Raw genomic sequence first — 19628 nt, forward strand, 5'->3', positions numbered from 1 at the left:
TTTTAAAATTGAAAGTAAATAAAGGATCGATCAATACTGCTTTCGTAAAAAAGCATCATTAAAAAAATAACAGCGGTATACAATAACAATCGAACCACTTTATATTTAAATTTAAAGGGAGCACGTTCGTCTTCACGAATCAGGAATTCATAAAAAACAAAGATAATGACCAGCACATAATAATCGAGCATGCGATACCCCAATGGGTGCGCGTATGCCTGATATGAAAAATTTGACACCATGCCTTTAATATAGCTAAAGGCCTCAGTAATGGATGCCGCTCTAAAAAATATCCATGTTACCGTTACCGATAAAAACGTTAACACTATTTGTGGCAATTCTACTAACAAAAACTGCTTGGTAGTTGTGCCTATTTGAGAAGCTACATGTATTCTGTTCGTCCCCCGTATAAAGGAAGGAATAAACAAACAGGCATGAATAACGCCCCAAACTAAAAAGGTCCAGTTAGCACCATGCCAAAACCCACTTACTAAAAAGATAATAAAAACATTTCGAATGCTTTTTAATTGCCCGGTTTGCGACCCTCCCATGGGAATGTATAAATAATCTCTAAACCAGGTGGTTAACGAGATATGCCAACGCCTCCAGAACTCGCCTATACTTCTGGCGAAATAGGGGAATTTAAAATTAGACATGAGCTCCACACCAAATAATTTGGAAGTTCCAATGGCAATATCCGAATACCCACTAAAATCGCCATAAATTTGAAAACTAAAAAACACCACCCCAATAACGAGCGTGGAAGCGGGATAGCTGCTGTAATTTGCGAAAATATCGTCTACAATATAGCCAAGCGAATCTGCAATCACGACTTTCTTAAACAAGCCCCATAAAATAAGCTTTAAGCCCGCCACAGATTGCGCATAATTAAATACACGCTTGTTTAAAATTTGAGGCAATAAATTGGAGGCTCTTTCTATGGGTCCAGCCACCAATTGCGGAAAGAAACTAACAAAAGCAGCAAAAGATAAAAAATCGGTAGTAGGTTTCAGTTTTTTATAATACACATCGAACGAATACGACATGGTTTGAAAGGTGTAAAACGAAATCCCTACGGGTAAAATCACTTTTAAAGTCCAGGTGCTTTTCATCTGATACCCAAACATGGCGAACATATCGACCCAGGACTCTATAAAAAAATTATAATACTTAAAGAACCCTAAAAGCCCAATGTTAAACACCACACTTACCCACAGCCACTGTTTTCTTTCTTTGACATTGTTATTTTTATCGATTCTTAAAGCAACATAGTAATCGACTACCGTACTTAACAAAATTAAAGACAAAAAGCGCCAATCCCACCAGCCGTAAAACACATAACTAACCACTAATAGCAAGATGTTTTGTGCTTTTAAATGCTTTTTAAAAACAAACCAGTATAAAAAATAAACAATACCTAGAAAAATAAAAAACTCGATGGAATTAAATATCATATATATATTAAATAAAAAGCTAGGGAGATTACAATAATTATTTATTGCAATACAAACATGAGTTATTACATTTAGTCTGTCAAAAAAAATCTTTAAAAAGACAATTTAATACCACCATCGACAAAAGGCATAAAAAAAGCCCTTTTAAAAAAGGGCTTTATATAAAAATTATATGATTTCTAATTACAATTCATTAAATATAGAATGCATCAAACGTTTTTTATCGTTAATACTTTCTTCTAAGGATATCATGGTTTCGGTTCTGTAAACCCCTTCGATATCGTCTAATTTAAAGATGATTTCTTTAGCATGCTCGGTACTGCGTGCTCTAATTTTACAAAATATATTAAACTTGCCCGTGGTGATATGCGCTACCGTAACAAAGGCTATTTCATTAATACGCTCTATAACGAACTTAGTTTGTGATGTATTATTTAAGTACAGACCAACGTATGCAATAAACGAATATCCTAATTTTTTATAATCCAACATGAGCGAAGACCCTCTTATAATACCTTGCTCTTCCATCTTTTTAACGCGAACGTGCACGGTACCTGCCGATATTAATAATTTTTTTGCAATGTCTGTAAACGGAATCCTAGTGTTGTCAATCAACATGTCCAGAATCTGATGATCTATTTCATCCAATTTAATTTTCCCCATAATTAACTATTCTTAAATATAAAGCAAAATTAATACATTTTCTTTAATAATAACGCATAATTCATATGCTTTATTTCGGTAATAATGAGATTTTTTCATTATTCATTATTACGCAAACGTTTTCGTTATTAACTTTTAGTGGTTCTCCTTGCTCATTATATACTTCTTGTCCTTTAGCGTCTATCTCCCGATGTGCATAAAAACCATTTAAATCGCCGATTTTATCAACAATTGGCACAAATTCTATACGACCATCCACCAAACGCTCCTGATATAAGATACCAATAGCCACCTCGTCTTCGCCGCTACCCTGTTTTTTACTCACATTTCTTATAATGAGGTCTAAAAACAATTTTTCGTTTTCGGGAATCTCTAAATAAGGTACATAATGCGCTCCAGTCACCTCATTTAAAGCTATATAATTCAAGGATACTAAATAAGAGGTGTAAATATACTCTCTCGTGATATCTCGGGCATAATCGTTGTTAAAATGCCCCGCTTCAAATAAAATAGTGGGAACATTTTCACTTTGAAAGGTATCACCAACACAGTTTAAATTGAAAGCATCATCATATACCCCTACCTGTTGCGGAATAATCTGCTGCAAAGCGGCATTCATAACGGCAATAACTTCCATGGCCACCTTTCTGTTTGGTGTTATCGTGCAAGCGGCGTCTTGAGCCGGTGATAAAAACGATACGGTAGCGGACTTATTAGTAGCGCCTGCACTAAAAATAGTACGTTGTCCGTGCAAATTATAGCAATAATGTGGTTTAAAGGACTTAAAAATAGCCCGTAACACCTTGCTTTCTGGCTGGGTTAAGGCTTGTGCATCCCTGTTTAAATCCACTTCATTGGCGTTTACACGGGTATAAGCTTGTGCGCCGTCCGGATTTAAAATAGGTATGATATATAAAGTACAGCCATTTAAAATTGGCGCTACAGCAGCTTCGTCACTTAAAAGGGTGTTTAATAAATCAAAAATCGCCTTGGTCGTCGTGCTTTCGTTACCATGCATTTGCGACCACATCAAAATACGTTTCGGTCCCGTACCAATCTGTAAACCATAAATCGGGTTGTTTAATACAGAGGTACCTATAACCTCAACGGGGATTGTTTTTTTAAGTTGGTCCAGTAAAGGTGCCATGTGAGCATTGGTAATATACCGGTGATTTAAATGTGATTCTCGGTATGCTAAGAACAATGATTTTATAAGGTCTAATTGCATGCTTAATTTTTAATGTACAAATGTAAACAAATAGTATTTTACAATTGTAAACAGTTGTTTTGAAACAATTGTTTACAAACGTATACAATAAAACACGGCTGTTTAATATTGTTGCAATTAAAAACTACCTGTTTGTTTACACCTAAATACTAAACGCTGTTTTTCAGTACTTTCTAGAGTTTAATTAAAGTATTAGTTTATATATAACAACAAATATCGAACTGATGTCTTGCTAGATTCATTGCTTTGTGTTACATTTGTAATATCAATATACAATTGTAACGTTTACAATGATAAACACCGAAGCTTTTACTAAAAGACTGCAAAAAGTCATCGATTATTACGGTGAAACGGCCTCTTCATTTGCCGAAAAAATTGGGGTACAACGCTCCAGCATTTCGCATATTCTCTCTGGAAGAAATAAACCTAGCTTGGAATTTGTTTTAAAAATTCTTTCGGCATTTCCAGAAGTTGAACTCTATTGGTTACTGAATGGCAAGGGAGAATTTCCAGCAATAAAAAAATCGGTCGATGTAAAACCTGTCGATATAAAACCCGAACCTCCCCCGGTAGCCATTCAGGAAAAAATTCAGTTTGAAACCAAAAAGGAAAAAACCATAGAAAGCATTGTTATTTTTTATACGGACGGAAGTTTTAAAAATTTTAAGAATTAAAAAGAATCTTCAGTATTTTTGCAGATATACGCGCTTTTATGAAATATCTTATCCTACTACTCTTTTTTAGTTTTTTTGGTTGTTACACCTCAACACGGCAGTGTAAAGATTTTAAAACGGGTTCGTTTTATAGTGAAGTAAAAATTAATGATCAGTTATACACCTCTACCTTTGTCCGAGATGAGCAATTACAGATTGAAACCTATAATAATAAAATAGACTCCACGCAATTACGATGGATTAACGACTGTGAAGTTATTTTTAAAACCATCAACCCAAAAAATATGGCAGAGCGCAAGGATATTCATTTAAAAATTCTAACCACTACCGATAGTTCGTATACTTATGAGTATTCGTATGTGGGTGATACTAAAAAACAAAAAGGTGTTGCTTATAAAATAAAGTAACCGCTATTCCTGCGAAAGCAGGAATCTTATAAAAGAAATAACAGTATCTTTTAACACTTCGACAGGCTCAGTGTGATAAAACATTAATGCGTTGTCATTCCTGCGCAGGCAGGAATCCACTAATTAATAAAACAGATTAAACCAGCACTTCGACAGGCTCAGTGTGACAAAACACTTTCATATTGTCATTCCTGCGAAAGCAGGAATCTTATAAATGGAAAAAAACAACTTCATTAAACACTTCAACAGACTCAGCGTGACGAAACATTAATGCGTTGTCATTCCTGCGAAAGCAGGAATCCACTAACTAAAACATCAGTTTAAATCAACACTTCAACAAGCTCAATGTGGCAAAAAAAGTTTTTGCCTCAACCAACACCAAATTAATTCATCGGATACAAAAACGATTCCACCAATGTAAAAGTAACTTGCTGATCCTCCTCGATATAATACGTTAAAAAGACTTCCCCCCAATACTCACCATCTGAAAAATCGGCAATAATCCACTTGTGATTCAATAATTTAACCGAATTAATCATCAGCCGTCTACCCTCACTTGATGCATAAGGAACAATAGGATGCTGCCCTTTCGTTTCATTCGATTTATAAAGTTCATCTTTAATAAGCGGAATCAATTCAGAAACCACAAATCCTTTGTTTTCAAAATAACTGATGGCATCTTCGTTGCGCTCTAAATTAAAATGTGATAATTCTAAATTGTCGTCTTGTAACTTAAGAATAGAATCTTGATAGGTTTTTATTTTATGCTGGTATACATCGATACGCTTCTGTTGGTCTTCGAATACGCGCTTTGCATTTACATATTGAAACAATACCAAGAGTATAGAAAAAATAAATAAATACATAAAAATTCGTTGTTTCATAATATAAAATTTAAACGGTTATTTGTAATTCGTCGTAAGCCAAAAATACATGTTTTGGTAAGGTTTTTTCAACGGCATCATGAAAACCTAATAAATGACTGATATGTGTTAAGTAGGCTTTTTCTGGTTGCACTTTTTCAACAAAAGCTAAAGCTTCTTTCAGATTAAAATGAGAACGATGCGGATTGATGCGCAACGCATTAACAACCAACACCTTTACATTTTTAATTTTTTCGATTTCAGCATCCGAAACGGTTTTCATATCGGTTAAATAGGCGAAATCACCGAATCTGAACCCAAACACCTGAAGCGCATCATGCTTACCTTTTACAGGCATCACTTCCAAATTACCCAACATAAAAGGCTTGTTTTTAATCCTGTTAGGGATAACCGATGGGGCACCTGGGTATTTGTTTTCTGTCGCAAAAATATAATCAAATCGTTGGGCGAGCGATTTCAATACGCGCTTGTGGGCGTAAATGGGGATACTGCCCTGGTTAAAAAAAAAGGGCCGAATATCGTCTAACCCCAAGGTATGATCGGAATGTTCGTGAGTGTATAAAATACCGTCGATTCTGCTGCATCCAGAACGCAGCATTTGGTACCGAAAATCAGGACCACAGTCCACCACATACACATGCGAATCCCATTCTATTAAAACAGAAACACGCAACCTTTTGTCTTTTTTATTCTCACTTAAACAAACGGGATGTGTGCTTCCTATAATGGGAATACCTTGCGAGGTGCCTGTGCCTAAAAACGTTACTTTCAAATACTTATTTTTTTAACTTCGATGTTATTTTTAATCATGTGCTGGTCATCACTCTTCGCTTCAAACTATCTTCATTTTAAATTTAAATGATTTGTAAATCACTTAAATTGAATCTTTAAGAAACGATACGCTGCTGTTCCAAACATTAAATCGATAATTTACCTTCGCTTTTTTTATAAAAACTCTAAAATTATGGACGCATACTATGAGCGCTTGAAAAGTAGACGACTGCAACAACAAAATTAAAGTTATTTTTTTATTTGCACCTATTATTTGATACCTTTGTTTACAACATCGCGCAACCCAAAAACACTATGGAAATAAGCTTAAAAGGAGATAGGGAATTTGAAGAAATTCCGTCGTTAAAAACCAAAGCACTACGTATTAATCTTAATGAGAATATTTACGGCACGTTCGCAGAAATTGGCGCTGGGCAAGAAACCAGTCGTCATTTTTTTAGAGCTGGCGGCGCTTCTGGCACGATTGCAAAAGCAATGTCTGCTTACGACAAAGCCTTTAGTGATGCTATTTATGGAGCCGAAGAAGATGGGAGATACGTTACCGAAGCACGTTTACATAAAATGCTTAAGCATGAAATTGATTTAATTGAAAAACGTCTGTCGCGCGAAGATCACCCTAATAAAATGTTTTTCTCGTTCGCCAATACGGTAACAACCATCGATTTTGCAAAACAATTTAAAGGTCACGGATGGATTGGTATAAAGTACCAAATTGAATCAAAACAAGAATACAACGAAATTATTTTACACATTAGGTTTAAAGAAACCGATGCCCGATTGCAGCAAGAAACCTTAGGGGTAATAGGTACGAATTTAATTTATGGTGCCTTTTATAAATATAACGAGCCAAAGAAACTTTTAAAATATTTATACGATCATTTAGACAAAGATCAGTTAGAAATTGATACCGTTAATTTCTCGGGGCCACTTTTTAAGAATGTCGATAACCGATTAATGAGTTTACAACTGGTGAAAAACGGCATGACCGATGCGGTGATGTTCGGACCAGATGGTAAAAACGTGTTGCCTGCTCGTGTGCTGTACAAGAAAAACATCTTAGCTTTTAGAGGAAGTTTTAGACCGGTAACCAAAGTAAACATTGATATGTATGAGAATGCCTATAAAATGTTTATTCAGGAGAAAAAAGTAGATAAAGACAAAACCGAGGTGGTGTTTGAAATTACCCTGTCGAACCTACGTGCAGAAGGTGAAATTGACGAACAGGATTTTATTGATAGAGCCGATTTATTATGCTCGCTTGGGAAATCGGTAATGATTTCGAACTTCCAGGAATATTATAAAGTGGTTGAATATTTTTCTAATTATTCAAAAGCGCGTATGGGTCTTGCCATGGGAGCGAATAATTTAATCGATATTTTTGATGAAAAGTATTATCGCCATATGAGCGGTGGTATTTTAGAAGCCTTTGGAAAATTGTTTTTCAAAGATTTAAGAGTGTATCTGTACCCGATGCTTGATCCAAAAACCGGAGAACTTGTTACGAGTGAAAACTTAAAAGTCTACCCACGTATGAAAGAGTTGTACAAATTCTTTAAATACAACGGAAAAGTGGTTGATATTACCGATTACGACGAAAGTTGTTTAACCATATTCTCTCGAGATATATTAACGAAAATCGCCGAAGGCAAAAGCGATTGGGAAGACATGCTTCCTGAAGGTATTGCCGACTTAATAAAAGATTATCGTTTGTTCGGATATTCAAGAAGACCCTTGGTATTATCGAAACGTAAGCGTTCCAACTAATATACGAGCTGTCTGAAAAGATTTTAATTGTTACTGTGTCAGGTTGAGCAGTAACAAGGTCAAAATATAATTTGATTAACAGAAATTAAAATATTTCGACAGGCTCAATATGACTTAGTAACACCCTTTTCACACAGCACCTTTTTTATTCTAATATTTGGGCTGCATGATCTTTGGTTTTCACCTTGTCAATAACCCGTTCTACGACTCCCTGTTCGTCAATGACAAAGGTGGTTCTATGAATACCATCGTAAGTTCTGCCCATAAACTTCTTAGGCCCCCAAACCCCAAAGGCATTAATAACCGCCTTGTCTTCATCGGCTAATAACCGAAACGGAAATTCGTATTTATCTTTAAATTTTAATTGTTGTTTAGAAGTGTCGGCACTTACACCTAGCAATTCATAGCCCTGTTCCTGTAACACTTTATAGTGGTCTCTTAAATTGCAAGCTTCGGTTGTACAACCTGGCGTGTTGGCTTTTGGATAAAAAAACACAATTAATTTCTTTCCTTTAAAATCTTCTAAGGATACCAATTGGCCTTGTTCATCTTTTGCTGAAAAATTAGGCACCGGATCGCCTTGTTTTAATGTCTTCATAATAGTAACTTTGATTTCTACAAATTTACAACATGAATAAAGAACAACGGGTAGCATTTATCATAAAAACGTTACAAGAATTATATCCCAGTATCCCCATTCCGTTAGACCATAAAGATCCGTACACCCTATTAATTGCCGTGTTATTATCTGCCCAAAGTACCGATGTTCGGGTAAATCAGATTACCCCATTACTGTTTGAAATAGCCGATAATCCATATGATATGGTGAAACTCACCGTTGAAGACATCCGTGAGATTATAAAACCTGTGGGCTTATCGCCAATGAAAAGCAAAGGAATTCATGGATTGTCGCATATTCTCATTGACAAATACAACGGTGAGGTGCCTCAAAGTTTTGAAGCTTTAGAGTCTTTGCCTGCCGTGGGCCATAAAACCGCGAGTGTGGTCATGTCTCAAGCATTTGGTGTGCCTGCCTTTCCTGTAGATACACATATTCACAGGTTAATGTATCGGTGGAATTTAAGCAATGGTAAGAATGTGGTTCAAACCGAAAAAGACGCTAAACGCTTATTTCCAGAAGCCTTATGGAACGATTTACACCTTCAGATTATCTGGTACGGACGAGAATATTCGCCTGCACGAGGCTGGGACTTAGAGAAAGATATTATTACCAAAACCATTGGAAGACAATCGGTAATTAATTCCCATCTTCAATCCTTTACTAAGGGAAGGAAGCAAAAATAATTCCCTTTCCTTTGGAGAGGGTTAGGGATAGGAAATTAAAAAGCCCTAAAACTTAAAAAGTATTAGGGCTTTTCACCTAGTTCAGAAGCGCTTCAAACTTCATCTTTTTACAATTTATAACACTTAAAGCCTTCGAATAATTAAGAAGAAATTGTAACGTCTCCTCCTTAGGGTTAAGTTCTTTTAAATTTTTAATCGCATTTTCTGAGTAAAGTTTTGCCATGTTTTTCATTTAAAGATTAATTTAAACTAATAACGGCACTAAATTTACTTTATTGTATTAATTTGTTAATATAATTTGATGCTTGTCTATTATTTTTCTCAGGTTAATTAAGGCATAACGCATTCTTCCTAAAGCCGTGTTAATGCTTACGCCCGTTTTATCTGAAATTTCTTTAAAGCTTAAATCTTCATAAATACGCATTAATAATACCTCTCTTTGGTCGTCTGGCAATTCGTCTACCAAACGCCGTACATCTGTTTCTACTTGTTCTTTTATAATGCTGCTTTCGGCATTCAAACTGGTATCGCTTAATACAGAGAAGATATTAAATTCATCGGTATTAGAAAATTTAGGCATCCTGTTATTTTTTCTAAAAAAGTCGATTACCAAATTATGTGAAATACGCATCACCCATGGTAAAAACTTACCTTCTTCGTTGTATGCACCGCGTTTTAACGTACGAATCACTTTTATAAACGTGTCCTGAAACAGGTCTTCGGCCACATCTCTGTCGTACACTTTGGAGTAAATAAAACTGTATATTCTGTGTTTGTGCCTATAAATAAGCGTTTCTAAAGCATATTCGTCGCCTTTAATATATTGGCTAACCAATGCTGAATCTGGTATAAGTTCGTATTGCATAATCATTACTTTTTTTCAAAGAAGAGACTTCTTTGCTTGGGGTTATTAGTTTAAAAGTAATGTTAGGCTATAGGCAAGTGTTGTTAAATGTTTGATTAATAGAGTCAAATATAACAAGAATCGTACCTAAAAAACAAAAATTACTAGAATTATTTGTACTTTATTTGTTTTTAGTCGATGGTCAATCATTATATTCATAATTCATAATTCATAATTCATAATTGTTATAGTATCTTTGCAAAATTATTGCTTACAAATCCTATGATTACTAATATTTCAGAAGTAAATCCTAAAGAAAACATCATTATTAAAGGCGCAAAATTGCATAACCTTAAAAATATTGACGTGGTCATTCCTAGAAATCAATTAGTGGTCATTACAGGGTTATCGGGATCTGGTAAATCGAGTTTAGCCTTCGATACCTTATATGCCGAAGGCCAGAGACGCTATGTTGAAAGCTTATCGAGTTATGCCCGCCAGTTTTTAGGGCGACTAAATAAACCTAAAGTCGATTACATTAAAGGTATTGCGCCTGCTATTGCTATCGAGCAAAAGGTGAATTCTACCAATCCGCGTTCTACCGTGGGCACGACGACCGAAATTTACGATTATCTTAAATTGCTGTATGCGAGAATTGGCAAAACCTATTCACCCATATCTGGTTTTGAAGTTAAAAAAGATACCGTTACCGATGTCTTACAGTATATAAAATCCTTTGCCGAAGGCGACAAGCTGCTTCTGCTCGCTCCTATTTATTTGGAAGAAGGACGCCGTATGGAAGACAAATTAAAAGCGCTACAACAACAAGGTTATGCCAGAATTAAGCTGAATAACGAGGTTGTTAGGATGGATGAAATAGACAACATCAATGAGAAAGACGCTATTTTATTGGTGGTAGATCGTGTAATCATTAAAGACGAAGAAGATTTTGAAAACCGATTAGCCGATGCCATACAAACAGCATTTTATGAAGGTAAAGGCACATGTATTATTGAAACCTTAGAAGATAAAAAACAACGCCATTTTAGTAATAACTTCGATTTAGATGGCATGAGTTTTCTGGAACCTAACGTCCATTTATTTAGTTTTAACAACCCTTATGGCGCCTGCCCTAAATGCGAGGGTTACGGCGATATTGTTGGGATTGACGACGATTTAGTAATACCCAACACCGGTCTTTCGGTTTACGAAAATGCTATTTTCCCCTGGCGAGGAGAAAGCATGAGCTGGTACAGAGACCAACTGGTTAACAACTCCCATAAATTCGATTTCCCAATACATAAACCGTATTTTCAATTAAGTGATGCTCAAAAACAACTTATCTGGGACGGTAACCAGTATTTTGAAGGTTTAAATTCATTTTTTGCGGAATTAGAAGCCAAAGCTTATAAAATTCAAAATCGTGTGATGTTATCGCGCTATCGCGGAAAAACCAAATGCAAAGCATGTAATGGGAAACGCCTGCGCTTGGAAGCGAATTACGTTAAAATAGGAGGCGCTACGATTACCGACTTGGTGGAAATGCCTTTAGATGCCTTAGCTAATTTCTTTAAACAATTAGAATTAAACGAATACGATAGCCAGATTGCAGACCGATTATTGAAAGAAATAAATAATCGTTTGTCGTTTCTCGCTAATGTAGGATTGGATTATTTAACGCTTAACAGAAAATCAAACACCCTGTCGGGTGGCGAAAGTCAGCGTATTAACTTAGCAACCTCTTTAGGAAGTAGCTTAGTGGGCTCGATGTATATTTTAGACGAACCCAGTATTGGCCTGCATCCAAAAGATACCGAGCGTTTAATCTTGGTTTTAAAACAGCTGCAAAGCCTTGGGAATACCGTAATTGTTGTAGAGCACGACGAAGATATTATGAAAGCCGCCGATACCGTGATTGACATTGGACCGGAAGCCGGAACCTTTGGTGGTCATGTAGTAGCTTGTGGAAATTTTGATACGATTCTGGCTTCAAACTCTTTAACAGCGCAGTATTTAAACGGTAAGTTGAAAATTGAAATTCCTAAGAAACGCCGGACTTCAAAGTATCATGTCGATATTATCGGTGCACGAGAAAACAATTTAAAAAATATTGATGTGCGCTTCCCACTAGGCTTGCTTACGGTTGTTACGGGGGTTTCTGGAAGTGGAAAAAGCACGCTGGTTAAAAAAATATTGTTTCCAGCCCTTCAAAAAAAGCTGACCGATTTTAGTGATAAACCAGGGCAATTTACGTCTATAGAAGGCAATTTCAGCAATATAAAACATATCGAATTTGTAGATCAAAACCCCATTGGGCGTTCGTCGCGCTCTAACCCTGTGACCTATATTAAAGCCTATGATGATATTCGTGCATTATTCTCAAACCAGAAATTAAGTACAATTAGAAACTATCAGGCAAAACATTTTTCTTTTAACGTAGATGGCGGACGCTGTGAGACTTGCAAGGGCGAAGGTGAAGTAACCATTGAAATGCAATTTATGGCCGATGTGCACCTGGAATGTGAAACCTGTAAAGGAAAACGCTTTAAAAAAGAAGTTCTGGAAGTAACCTTTTCTGGTAAAAATATTGATGATATTTTAAATCTGACTATTGATGATGCCATCGCATTTTTTGATACCAACAAGCAAACCAAAATAACAAACAAACTACAACCTTTACAAGATGTTGGTTTGGGATATGTCACTTTGGGCCAAAGTTCTTCTACCCTTTCCGGTGGTGAAGCACAGCGTATAAAATTAGCCTCGTTTTTAGGCAAAGGTGCTAATAAAGCGAATGCCTTGTTTATATTTGATGAACCGACTACGGGTTTACATTTTCACGACATACAAAAATTACTAAAATCGTTTAACGCTTTAATCGAAAATGGACATTCTATTATTGTTGTAGAACACAACTTAGAACTTATAAAATGCGCGGACTTCATTATCGATTTAGGCCCTAAAGGTGGTGAAACAGGCGGTAACTTGGTGGCCTGTGGCACACCTGAAGAACTTGTAAAGGTGGAAAATTCAGAAACTGGCAAGTATTTGAAAGATAAAATTTTACCATCTTAAATTAAAGTATTTATTTAAAATATTTTTGTCACTAGACATTCATTAATATATCGTGTTTAAAAACGGTCTTTAGTAAAACATAAAAGCCGATATGGCAATAATCACAACAGCAATAGGAATCACGATTGTGAAATAAATAAAAGTAACGAAGGCGCTTCTAAAGAAACTTGTAATCCACCCTTTTTCATAAAAATACTTCACAGCTAAAAACAAATAGATAAATAACACCCAAATACTTAACCAGTCAATCCAATCTGGAATATCGACGATATAATTTATCAATAACAGTAAACTAAACACTGCGAACAAAAAGGAAAAATAGTAAAAACTAAACACCAAATGATGGGCATAGCGCCCTGTTTTATAAAAGAATATTTTTAAAATAAATGCAAAAATGGGCAACAAAATAAACATGGCAATGGGTATGGTATCGTAAAAAGCAGCTAAAATACCTCCACCACGTTTTTTATAAAACTTGAGTATTTGAGCATAAAATTTTCGTTTTAGTTTACTGGCATCGGCACTTAATCCCATTTCCTTATAAATAGCATCATTAGATGCTTTTATTGCGATTAAAGAATCAATAGTTTTTCTTTTAAAATCGAAAGAATCTATATTAAGCGCATCGTCTTCTTGTATGGTATCAGAAGCAACAAAAGGCTTAGGATTAGAGGTGTCTTGAGACAAATCTATAGACTTTTCGTCAATAATTTCAATTCCCAAAGAATCTAATTTATCGTTTACACGTGTTGTTTGTATGTTGTTTTGTGCATTAAAATCACTGCTTAATAAGGCATCTAATTGTTGTTCTTGCTCTCTTGAAATAAAAGAAAACAAAAAGAAAAATACCACCGAAACAAATAAATAAAATTGCGCCGGATGCAAGTACAACAAGCGCTTACCACCAACAAAGCGCTTTGCTAAAAAGCCTGGTTTAATTAGTAATGGAATAAAACTTTTAAAAAAACGGGCGTCAACACAAAAATAGTTGGTTATGGTATTATAAAATAAAACCTTTAAGGTTAAATCTTCATGCTTTTTTTGCCCACAATGCGGACAAAATTGAAAATCTTCCTGAAATTTTTGCTCACAATTGTCGCAAATAACAAGTTTCTTCCTCATATCGAACATTGATTTGTATAAAAATATAAAAGTTTTTGCTTCTATACTTTACTGACAGTCATTTATTTAAAAATAGCTCCGTTTACATTCGTCATTTGCTCATTTTTAATTTCAATGCTCGAAATATTTATTTTCTGCTAACTTTCACTTACAGATTAGATGACCCAAAAATGCCAGTTTTTAATTAAGTTATGCGATTAATTCATTTGTAAAAACGACTAACATCGAAACCCTGAACTGGTTTTAAAACCTAAAAGCACCTATCGGTTGTCATCCTAAACTTGTTTAATAATCTCAATCCAAACCCTCTGTGTCATCCTGAACTTGTTTCAGGATCTTAACACAAATCCTCTGTGTCATCCTGAACTCGTTTCAGGATCTAAACATTACCGAACAACTTTAATTAGATGCTGAAATTAATTCAGCATGACAAATAACTCACTTTGGAACCCCTGAACTTGTTTCAAAACTTAAAAGCCCTATCGGTTGTCATCCTGAACTTGTTTCAGGATCTAAACACAACCCGAACAATACAGAGATGCTGAAATTAATTCAGCATGACAAACGACCCGCCATGTCATCCTGAACTTGTTTCAGGATCTAAACACAACCCAAACCATTATTCTAGATGCTGAAATAAATTCAGCATAACAAATAACTAACATCGGAACCCTGAACTCTATCAGAACCTAAAAATAAGCTTCCGTTGTCATCCTGAACTCGTTTCATAATCTCAATCCAAATCCTCTGTGTCATCCTGAACTCGTTTCAGGATCTAAATATTCTCAAAGCCTTTTATTAGATGCTGAAATTAATTCAGCATGACAAATAACTAGCATTGGAACACTGAACTTGTTTCAAAACTTAAAAACCCTATCTGTTGTCATCCTGAACTGGTTTCAAAACTTAAAAGACCTATGGGTTGTCATCCTGAACTCGTTTCATAATCTCAATCCAAATCCTCTGTGTCATCCTGAACTTGTTTCAGGATCTATGGATTACTCAAAACCTTTATTAGATGCTGAAATAAATTCAGCATGACAAATTACTAGCATCGAAACACTGAACTGGTTTCAAAACTTAAAAGACCTATGGGTTGTCATCCTGAACTGGTTTCAGGATCTATGGATTACTCAACACCTTTAACTAGATGCTGAAATAAATTCAGCATGACAAATAACTAGCATCGGAACCCTTTACTCTATCAGAAACTAAAAATAACCTACCGTTGTCATCCTGAACTCGTTTCAGGATCCACATCAAACCCTAAAGGCTTCCATAAATTATCCCAATTCGGATTTAATTGTTCTATTAAATTAATTTTCCATTGCCTGTGCCAGTTTTTTAACTGCTTTTCTCGTTTAATAGCATCCTCAATATATTGGAACTCTTCAAAATACACTAACTGTTTAAGTTTGTATTTTGAAGCAAATACACTTCCTTCACCAGCAACATGCCTTTCCATTCTATCATCTATACCTCCAGTCACGCCAATATATAATACCCCTTTCGGTTTGTTTGTTATGATATAAACCCAATAATTATGATATAAACGCTTTGTCATTTTTATAAAACTTTAAAATCATCCTGACGCTTTTTTTTGCAAGTAAACCAAATATAAATGATTATTTTATTAATCTTAATTTTCTTATTAAATCAATTTCTATTATCATGTTAAACTTGTTGCAAGATCTTAAACTTAATATTACTCAAACACTTTAATTAGATGCTGAAATTAATTCAGCATGACAAGCAACTCGCATCGGAACCTAAAAACACCTTCCGTTGTCATCCTAAACTCGCTTCAGGATCTAAACATTACCGAACAACTTTAATTAGATGCTGAAATTAATTCAGCATGACAAATAACTAGCATCGGAACACTGAACTTGTTTCAAAACTTAAAAGCCCTATCGATTGTCATCCTGAACTCGTTTCAGGATCTAAAGATTAACCAAAGCTTTAAACTAGATGCTGAAATTAATTCAGCATGACAAATAACTCGCTTTGGTAGCCTTTACTTTATCAGAACATAAAAACAACCATCCGTTGTCATCCTGAACTTGTTTCAGGATCTACATCAAATCCTAAAGGTTTCCATAAATTATCCCAATTCGGATTTAATTGTTCTATTAAATTAATTTTCCATTGCCTATGCCAGTTTTTCAACTGCTTTTCTCGTTTAATAGCATCTTCAATATATTGGAATTCTTCAAAATACACTAACCGTTTAAGTTTGTATTTCGAAGCAAATACACTTCCTTCACCAGCAATATGCCTTTCCATTCTATCATCTATACCTCCAGTCACGCCAATATATAATACCCCTTTCGGTTTATTTGTTATGATATAAACCCAATAATTATGATATAAACACTTAGTCATTTATATAAAACTTTAAAACCATCCCGACACTTTTTTTTGCAAGTAAACCAAATATAAATGTTTATTTTAATAATCTTAATTTTCCTATTAAATCAATTTCTATTTTAATTCTCAACTGATTTCAGGATCTAAATGTTCTCAAAGCCTTTTATTAGATGCTGAAATTAATTCAGCATGACAAATAACTCGCTTTGGTATTCTTTACTCTATCAGAACATAAAAACAACCCTCCGTTGTCATCCTGAACTCGTATCATAATCTCAATCCAAACCCTCTGTGTCATCCTGAACTCGTTTCAGGATCTATGGATTACTCAAAACCTTTATTAGATGCTGAAATTAATTCAGCATGACAAACGACCCGCATCGGAACCCTTTACTCTATCAGAACATAAAAACAACCTTCCGTTGTCATCCTGAACTCGAATGATAATCTTAACCCAAACCCTTTGTCATCCTGAACTAGTTTCAGGATCTAAACATTACCAATCAACTTTAACTATATGCTGAAATTAATTCAGCATGACAAAATAAATAACTTAAAAATTACAATCAGTCTTCTGATGTCAATCCGATAAGGTTTAATGAAAAATCAGCTTAATTGTATATATCTGTAAACCAGTCTTATAAAAATTTGGCACGCAAATTGAAATCTACTAATTATAGAGCGCATGCCGAAACGCTAAACAGTAGGCAAAACAATAAATATTTGAATTATGAAAAGAGCAGTACTTTTATTCGCAAGTTTGTTAATTGGATTAACAACCGCATCAGCATCAGAAACACATAGTACCCATGATGTAACAAGCATCGACAAAAACAAACGCTATCGTTACGCACAGCCTATTGTATTTATGGAGCGTGGGGTTGAATTTTTAATTTTCCCTGATGGAACCTTTGATTTTAACACCAACGCGATGCATTATAACTCCAACAGCAGAAGAAGCGCAATTAACGCCACATATATTGGTCCACGAGTAAGCATTAATTATACATCGCAACCCCGAGGCGTACAAATTTACCGCGATAGAAATGGCGCTATAAGAAGCATTGGCGATGTGCACATTAATTACGACAGATATGGAAAAATAACACGGGTTGGTTCTATTTTTATTGATTATAGCCGTGGTAGAAATGCCATCTTAACTCAGGTTGGTGGTTTACGAGTAAATTACAATCACTATGGAGAAATTGTGAAAATACACGGGCAAATAAACCGTTACAATAACACCTGTAATGTATGTGGTACATTATCGTGTACTATGAAGCATAATCATAAAAAAGGGCATGATAAATACGATAGAGATCACGACCGCTATGATAATGACGACAACTATTACTATTACAAAAAAGATGGTAAAGTGAAGAAATACAAAAAATAAATTTTTGAATTAGTCAATAAAAATCCCGAATCACATGTTAGTGTTTCGGGATTTTTTATGGAAGCATCGCATTAACTTATCTAGCCCACCCTCCTATCAAGTAAGGTATTAGCGATTTACGATTTGAAATCATCTTTACTTAAACCATTATTAAATTTAATATCAGACCAGGTAACATGAATCCAAGGATCGTCGCTCACATCTGCATTCCAAGTAGATTTTTTGTATTGACGTTTTGTTGGAATTAGCATTCCATCAATTGCTTCGTACTGAAGTTGCATCAAATAAGGCGTTTCTAAAACTCCAAAATCGGCCACAGTAAATAAAAACTGATCGACTAACAAGGTCTGCTTATTTATATAAAGTTGATAGGTATCTGTAGGCGTGTCGTCGTTTGACTGAAAGCTGATTTTAACAACGTCATAAGCCGTTTCGTTGAGCATTTTTTCACCAATAAATTCATAATTCAATCCTGGATCTAGTAATTTTTGAAACATGGCGAACCAATAGAAATTAGTTGGTCTATTGAATGCCACACGTTTCAACCGAACCGTATCAGTTAGAATCTGCCCTTTATGCTTCAGCCAATAATTGTTTCCATCATAACCCTGCTCAATCAGTCCGTCTAAATCTGGAAACGTGCGCTCATGTTGGCTGTAAGCACCATAAGACAGCTCTCCTTTAAATATATATTTTTCTGTAGACACATCTTTCTGTCCGTCTGGAGTTTCATAAGCATAGGTATAAACAACATCATTTTTTTCTATAAGCTTCTTATAATCTCCTACCTTGGCCACCATAGCGGCTACTACTTCATGCCCCTTATTTTGAAAATTTGAGGCTGTTTCTTGAATTGTAACCGATTCCTTTTTATCTCTGCAAGACAGGAAAAAAACACTTAAAATAATAATTGCTGCTAGTTTGATTTTCATTTTTATATAATTTTATTTTTTATGAATACTAATCATTGATTTTACGGCTTCAATTGCTTCAAATAAAGCGACAAACCTTCTAAATAATCATCAAGAACAGCATCGTTATCGTAAAGTTTTCTGATGCCGCGAACTCCTTCAAAAGCACTAATTAAATAGACCGCCACAGCACGACTCGAAACATCTTTCCTGATAGTGTTTTCTATTTTACCTCTTTCAATTAAATTTACCAAAGCGTCCTGCCATTGTTCTACAATCTTTTTTAGCGCTAACTGATATGCGTCTTCAAAATCGCCAATTTCATTAATAAAATTATTCATGGGACAACCATGTTGCTTATCATAAAACGAAAACGTTTTTATCCGATTCGAAAAAGTGGCCTCTAATAGTTTAAATGCATCACCAGAATCGCTTAAAGGCATGATCATACCTTGATACACGCGTTCTTGCAACTTTGTACCAATTAATTCTAAGCCTAATTCCTTTTTACTTTTATAATGATGATAAAAAGCACCTTTGCTAAGCTTGGTAGCCGTCATTATCTTATCGATACTCGTCGTTTTAAATCCGTTTTCATAAAAGAGCTTAAAAGCCGCATCCATGATGATTTGCTTGGTGAGTTCAGATTTTAATTCTTGATGCATGATACAAAGGTATTTAAAAAACATACTAATTGGTATGTTTTAAGTTTTATTTAACCTTACACTAATCTTTATTT

At 35.0% G+C, this 19628-nt stretch carries 18 protein-coding genes; 6 read left to right on the forward strand and 12 right to left on the reverse strand.

Annotated elements, in window-relative coordinates:
- Nucleotides 1-2: 2 nt before the first annotated feature.
- From ACFQ0I_RS11085 to ACFQ0I_RS11095, 3 genes are all read right to left on the reverse strand, one after another.
- On the reverse strand, nt 3-1454 hold the full coding sequence (locus ACFQ0I_RS11085; RefSeq protein WP_379942267.1) for an MBOAT family O-acyltransferase: 1452 nt from the start codon (nt 1452-1454) through the stop codon (nt 3-5).
- Nucleotides 1455-1637: 183 nt separating this feature from the next.
- Nucleotides 1638-2117, reverse strand: a complete 480-nt coding sequence (locus tag ACFQ0I_RS11090) for an Lrp/AsnC family transcriptional regulator (RefSeq protein WP_379942269.1) — start codon at nt 2115-2117, stop codon at nt 1638-1640.
- A 70-nt stretch (nt 2118-2187) separates the two neighbouring features.
- Nucleotides 2188-3345, reverse strand: coding sequence for a M14 family metallopeptidase (locus ACFQ0I_RS11095; protein ID WP_379942271.1), 1158 nt, complete (start codon nt 3343-3345; stop codon nt 2188-2190).
- A gap of 290 nt (nt 3346-3635) precedes the next feature.
- Between ACFQ0I_RS11095 and ACFQ0I_RS11100 the strand changes: the two genes are divergently transcribed.
- Nucleotides 3636-4019, forward strand: a complete 384-nt coding sequence (locus ACFQ0I_RS11100) for a helix-turn-helix domain-containing protein (RefSeq protein ID WP_379942273.1) — start codon at nt 3636-3638, stop codon at nt 4017-4019.
- Nucleotides 4020-4057: 38 nt separating this feature from the next.
- Nucleotides 4058-4426, forward strand: coding sequence for a DNA topoisomerase IV (locus ACFQ0I_RS11105; protein ID WP_379942274.1), 369 nt, complete (start codon nt 4058-4060; stop codon nt 4424-4426).
- A 383-nt stretch (nt 4427-4809) separates the two neighbouring features.
- Here the strand turns inward: ACFQ0I_RS11105 and ACFQ0I_RS11110 are convergent, their stop codons facing one another.
- Together ACFQ0I_RS11110 and ACFQ0I_RS11115 are read right to left on the reverse strand one after the other, a co-directional pair.
- On the reverse strand, nt 4810-5310 hold the full coding sequence (locus ACFQ0I_RS11110) for a hydrolase (protein ID WP_379942275.1): 501 nt from the start codon (nt 5308-5310) through the stop codon (nt 4810-4812).
- Between the two features lie 10 nt (nt 5311-5320).
- Nucleotides 5321-6082 (reverse strand): MBL fold metallo-hydrolase, encoded by a 762-nt coding sequence (locus tag ACFQ0I_RS11115; RefSeq protein WP_379942276.1) that lies wholly within the window; start codon nt 6080-6082, stop codon nt 5321-5323.
- A gap of 314 nt (nt 6083-6396) precedes the next feature.
- Here ACFQ0I_RS11115 and ACFQ0I_RS11120 point away from each other — a divergent pair, with 314 nt between their 5' ends.
- Entirely contained in the window at nt 6397-7866 is a 1470-nt protein-coding gene (locus ACFQ0I_RS11120; RefSeq protein WP_379942277.1) for a TonB-dependent receptor, read from the forward strand.
- Nucleotides 7867-8011: 145 nt separating this feature from the next.
- Here ACFQ0I_RS11120 and bcp read toward each other — a convergent pair whose 3' ends face one another.
- Nucleotides 8012-8464, reverse strand: a complete 453-nt coding sequence (gene bcp, locus ACFQ0I_RS11125) for a thioredoxin-dependent thiol peroxidase (protein WP_379942278.1) — start codon at nt 8462-8464, stop codon at nt 8012-8014.
- A gap of 32 nt (nt 8465-8496) precedes the next feature.
- Here bcp and ACFQ0I_RS11130 point away from each other — a divergent pair, with 32 nt between their 5' ends.
- Nucleotides 8497-9171 carry an endonuclease III domain-containing protein gene (locus ACFQ0I_RS11130; protein WP_379942279.1) on the forward strand — a complete coding sequence of 225 codons (675 nt, stop codon included), beginning with the start codon at nt 8497-8499 and terminating at the stop codon, nt 9169-9171.
- A gap of 280 nt (nt 9172-9451) precedes the next feature.
- On the opposite strand, the gene ACFQ0I_RS11135 is transcribed toward ACFQ0I_RS11130, so the two are convergent.
- Complete coding sequence (locus tag ACFQ0I_RS11135) at nt 9452-10036, reverse strand: RNA polymerase sigma factor (RefSeq protein WP_379942280.1); 585 nt, start codon at nt 10034-10036, stop codon at nt 9452-9454.
- Between the two features lie 261 nt (nt 10037-10297).
- Here ACFQ0I_RS11135 and uvrA point away from each other — a divergent pair, with 261 nt between their 5' ends.
- Nucleotides 10298-13090, forward strand: a complete 2793-nt coding sequence (gene uvrA / locus ACFQ0I_RS11140) for an excinuclease ABC subunit UvrA (RefSeq protein WP_379942281.1) — start codon at nt 10298-10300, stop codon at nt 13088-13090.
- Between the two features lie 69 nt (nt 13091-13159).
- Here the strand turns inward: uvrA and ACFQ0I_RS11145 are convergent, their stop codons facing one another.
- The 3 genes from ACFQ0I_RS11145 to ACFQ0I_RS11155 form a co-directional block, all read right to left on the reverse strand.
- Nucleotides 13160-14212, reverse strand: a complete 1053-nt coding sequence (locus tag ACFQ0I_RS11145; RefSeq protein WP_379942282.1) for a DUF3667 domain-containing protein — start codon at nt 14210-14212, stop codon at nt 13160-13162.
- Between the two features lie 1231 nt (nt 14213-15443).
- Nucleotides 15444-15776, reverse strand: a complete 333-nt coding sequence (locus ACFQ0I_RS11150) for a GIY-YIG nuclease family protein (protein WP_379942283.1) — start codon at nt 15774-15776, stop codon at nt 15444-15446.
- A gap of 488 nt (nt 15777-16264) precedes the next feature.
- Nucleotides 16265-16597 carry a GIY-YIG nuclease family protein gene (locus ACFQ0I_RS11155; RefSeq protein WP_379942284.1) on the reverse strand — a complete coding sequence of 111 codons (333 nt, stop codon included), beginning with the start codon at nt 16595-16597 and terminating at the stop codon, nt 16265-16267.
- 715 nt (nt 16598-17312) lie between these two features.
- On the opposite strand from ACFQ0I_RS11155, the gene ACFQ0I_RS11160 reads away from it, so the two are divergent.
- On the forward strand, nt 17313-17978 hold the full coding sequence (locus tag ACFQ0I_RS11160; protein ID WP_379942285.1) for a hypothetical protein: 666 nt from the start codon (nt 17313-17315) through the stop codon (nt 17976-17978).
- 116 nt (nt 17979-18094) lie between these two features.
- On the opposite strand, the gene ACFQ0I_RS11165 is transcribed toward ACFQ0I_RS11160, so the two are convergent.
- Nucleotides 18095-18910 carry a hypothetical protein gene (locus tag ACFQ0I_RS11165; protein WP_379942286.1) on the reverse strand — a complete coding sequence of 272 codons (816 nt, stop codon included), beginning with the start codon at nt 18908-18910 and terminating at the stop codon, nt 18095-18097.
- Between the two features lie 41 nt (nt 18911-18951).
- On the reverse strand, nt 18952-19554 hold the full coding sequence (locus ACFQ0I_RS11170) for a TetR/AcrR family transcriptional regulator (RefSeq protein ID WP_379942287.1): 603 nt from the start codon (nt 19552-19554) through the stop codon (nt 18952-18954).
- Nucleotides 19555-19628 lie beyond the last annotated feature (74 nt).

It is taken from the genome of Mariniflexile aquimaris (assembly GCF_042676825.1).
In the GTDB taxonomy this organism is placed as follows: Bacteria; Bacteroidota; Bacteroidia; order Flavobacteriales; family Flavobacteriaceae; genus Mariniflexile; species Mariniflexile aquimaris.

What these genes read in the sequence shown, in the direction of transcription:
- ACFQ0I_RS11110 (WP_379942275.1), bottom strand. Translation starts at nt 5,310, where the DNA reads ATGAAACAACGAATTTTTATGTATTTATTTATTTTTTCTATACTCTTG.
- ACFQ0I_RS11105 (WP_379942274.1), top strand. Translation starts at nt 4,058, where the DNA reads ATGAAATATCTTATCCTACTACTCTTTTTTAGTTTTTTTGGTTGTTAC.
- bcp (WP_379942278.1), bottom strand. Translation starts at nt 8,464, where the DNA reads ATGAAGACATTAAAACAAGGCGATCCGGTGCCTAATTTTTCAGCAAAA.
- ACFQ0I_RS11090 (WP_379942269.1), bottom strand. Translation starts at nt 2,117, where the DNA reads ATGGGGAAAATTAAATTGGATGAAATAGATCATCAGATTCTGGACATG.
- ACFQ0I_RS11160 (WP_379942285.1), top strand. Translation starts at nt 17,313, where the DNA reads ATGAAAAGAGCAGTACTTTTATTCGCAAGTTTGTTAATTGGATTAACA.
- ACFQ0I_RS11155 (WP_379942284.1), bottom strand. Translation starts at nt 16,597, where the DNA reads ATGACTAAGTGTTTATATCATAATTATTGGGTTTATATCATAACAAAT.
- ACFQ0I_RS11095 (WP_379942271.1), bottom strand. Translation starts at nt 3,345, where the DNA reads ATGCAATTAGACCTTATAAAATCATTGTTCTTAGCATACCGAGAATCA.
- ACFQ0I_RS11135 (WP_379942280.1), bottom strand. Translation starts at nt 10,036, where the DNA reads ATGCAATACGAACTTATACCAGATTCAGCATTGGTTAGCCAATATATT.
- ACFQ0I_RS11085 (WP_379942267.1), bottom strand. Translation starts at nt 1,454, where the DNA reads ATGATATTTAATTCCATCGAGTTTTTTATTTTTCTAGGTATTGTTTAT.
- ACFQ0I_RS11165 (WP_379942286.1), bottom strand. Translation starts at nt 18,910, where the DNA reads ATGAAAATCAAACTAGCAGCAATTATTATTTTAAGTGTTTTTTTCCTG.
- uvrA (WP_379942281.1), top strand. Translation starts at nt 10,298, where the DNA reads ATGATTACTAATATTTCAGAAGTAAATCCTAAAGAAAACATCATTATT.
- ACFQ0I_RS11130 (WP_379942279.1), top strand. Translation starts at nt 8,497, where the DNA reads ATGAATAAAGAACAACGGGTAGCATTTATCATAAAAACGTTACAAGAA.
- ACFQ0I_RS11170 (WP_379942287.1), bottom strand. Translation starts at nt 19,554, where the DNA reads ATGCATCAAGAATTAAAATCTGAACTCACCAAGCAAATCATCATGGAT.
- ACFQ0I_RS11100 (WP_379942273.1), top strand. Translation starts at nt 3,636, where the DNA reads ATGATAAACACCGAAGCTTTTACTAAAAGACTGCAAAAAGTCATCGAT.
- ACFQ0I_RS11150 (WP_379942283.1), bottom strand. Translation starts at nt 15,776, where the DNA reads ATGACAAAGCGTTTATATCATAATTATTGGGTTTATATCATAACAAAC.
- ACFQ0I_RS11145 (WP_379942282.1), bottom strand. Translation starts at nt 14,212, where the DNA reads ATGAGGAAGAAACTTGTTATTTGCGACAATTGTGAGCAAAAATTTCAG.
- ACFQ0I_RS11120 (WP_379942277.1), top strand. Translation starts at nt 6,397, where the DNA reads ATGGAAATAAGCTTAAAAGGAGATAGGGAATTTGAAGAAATTCCGTCG.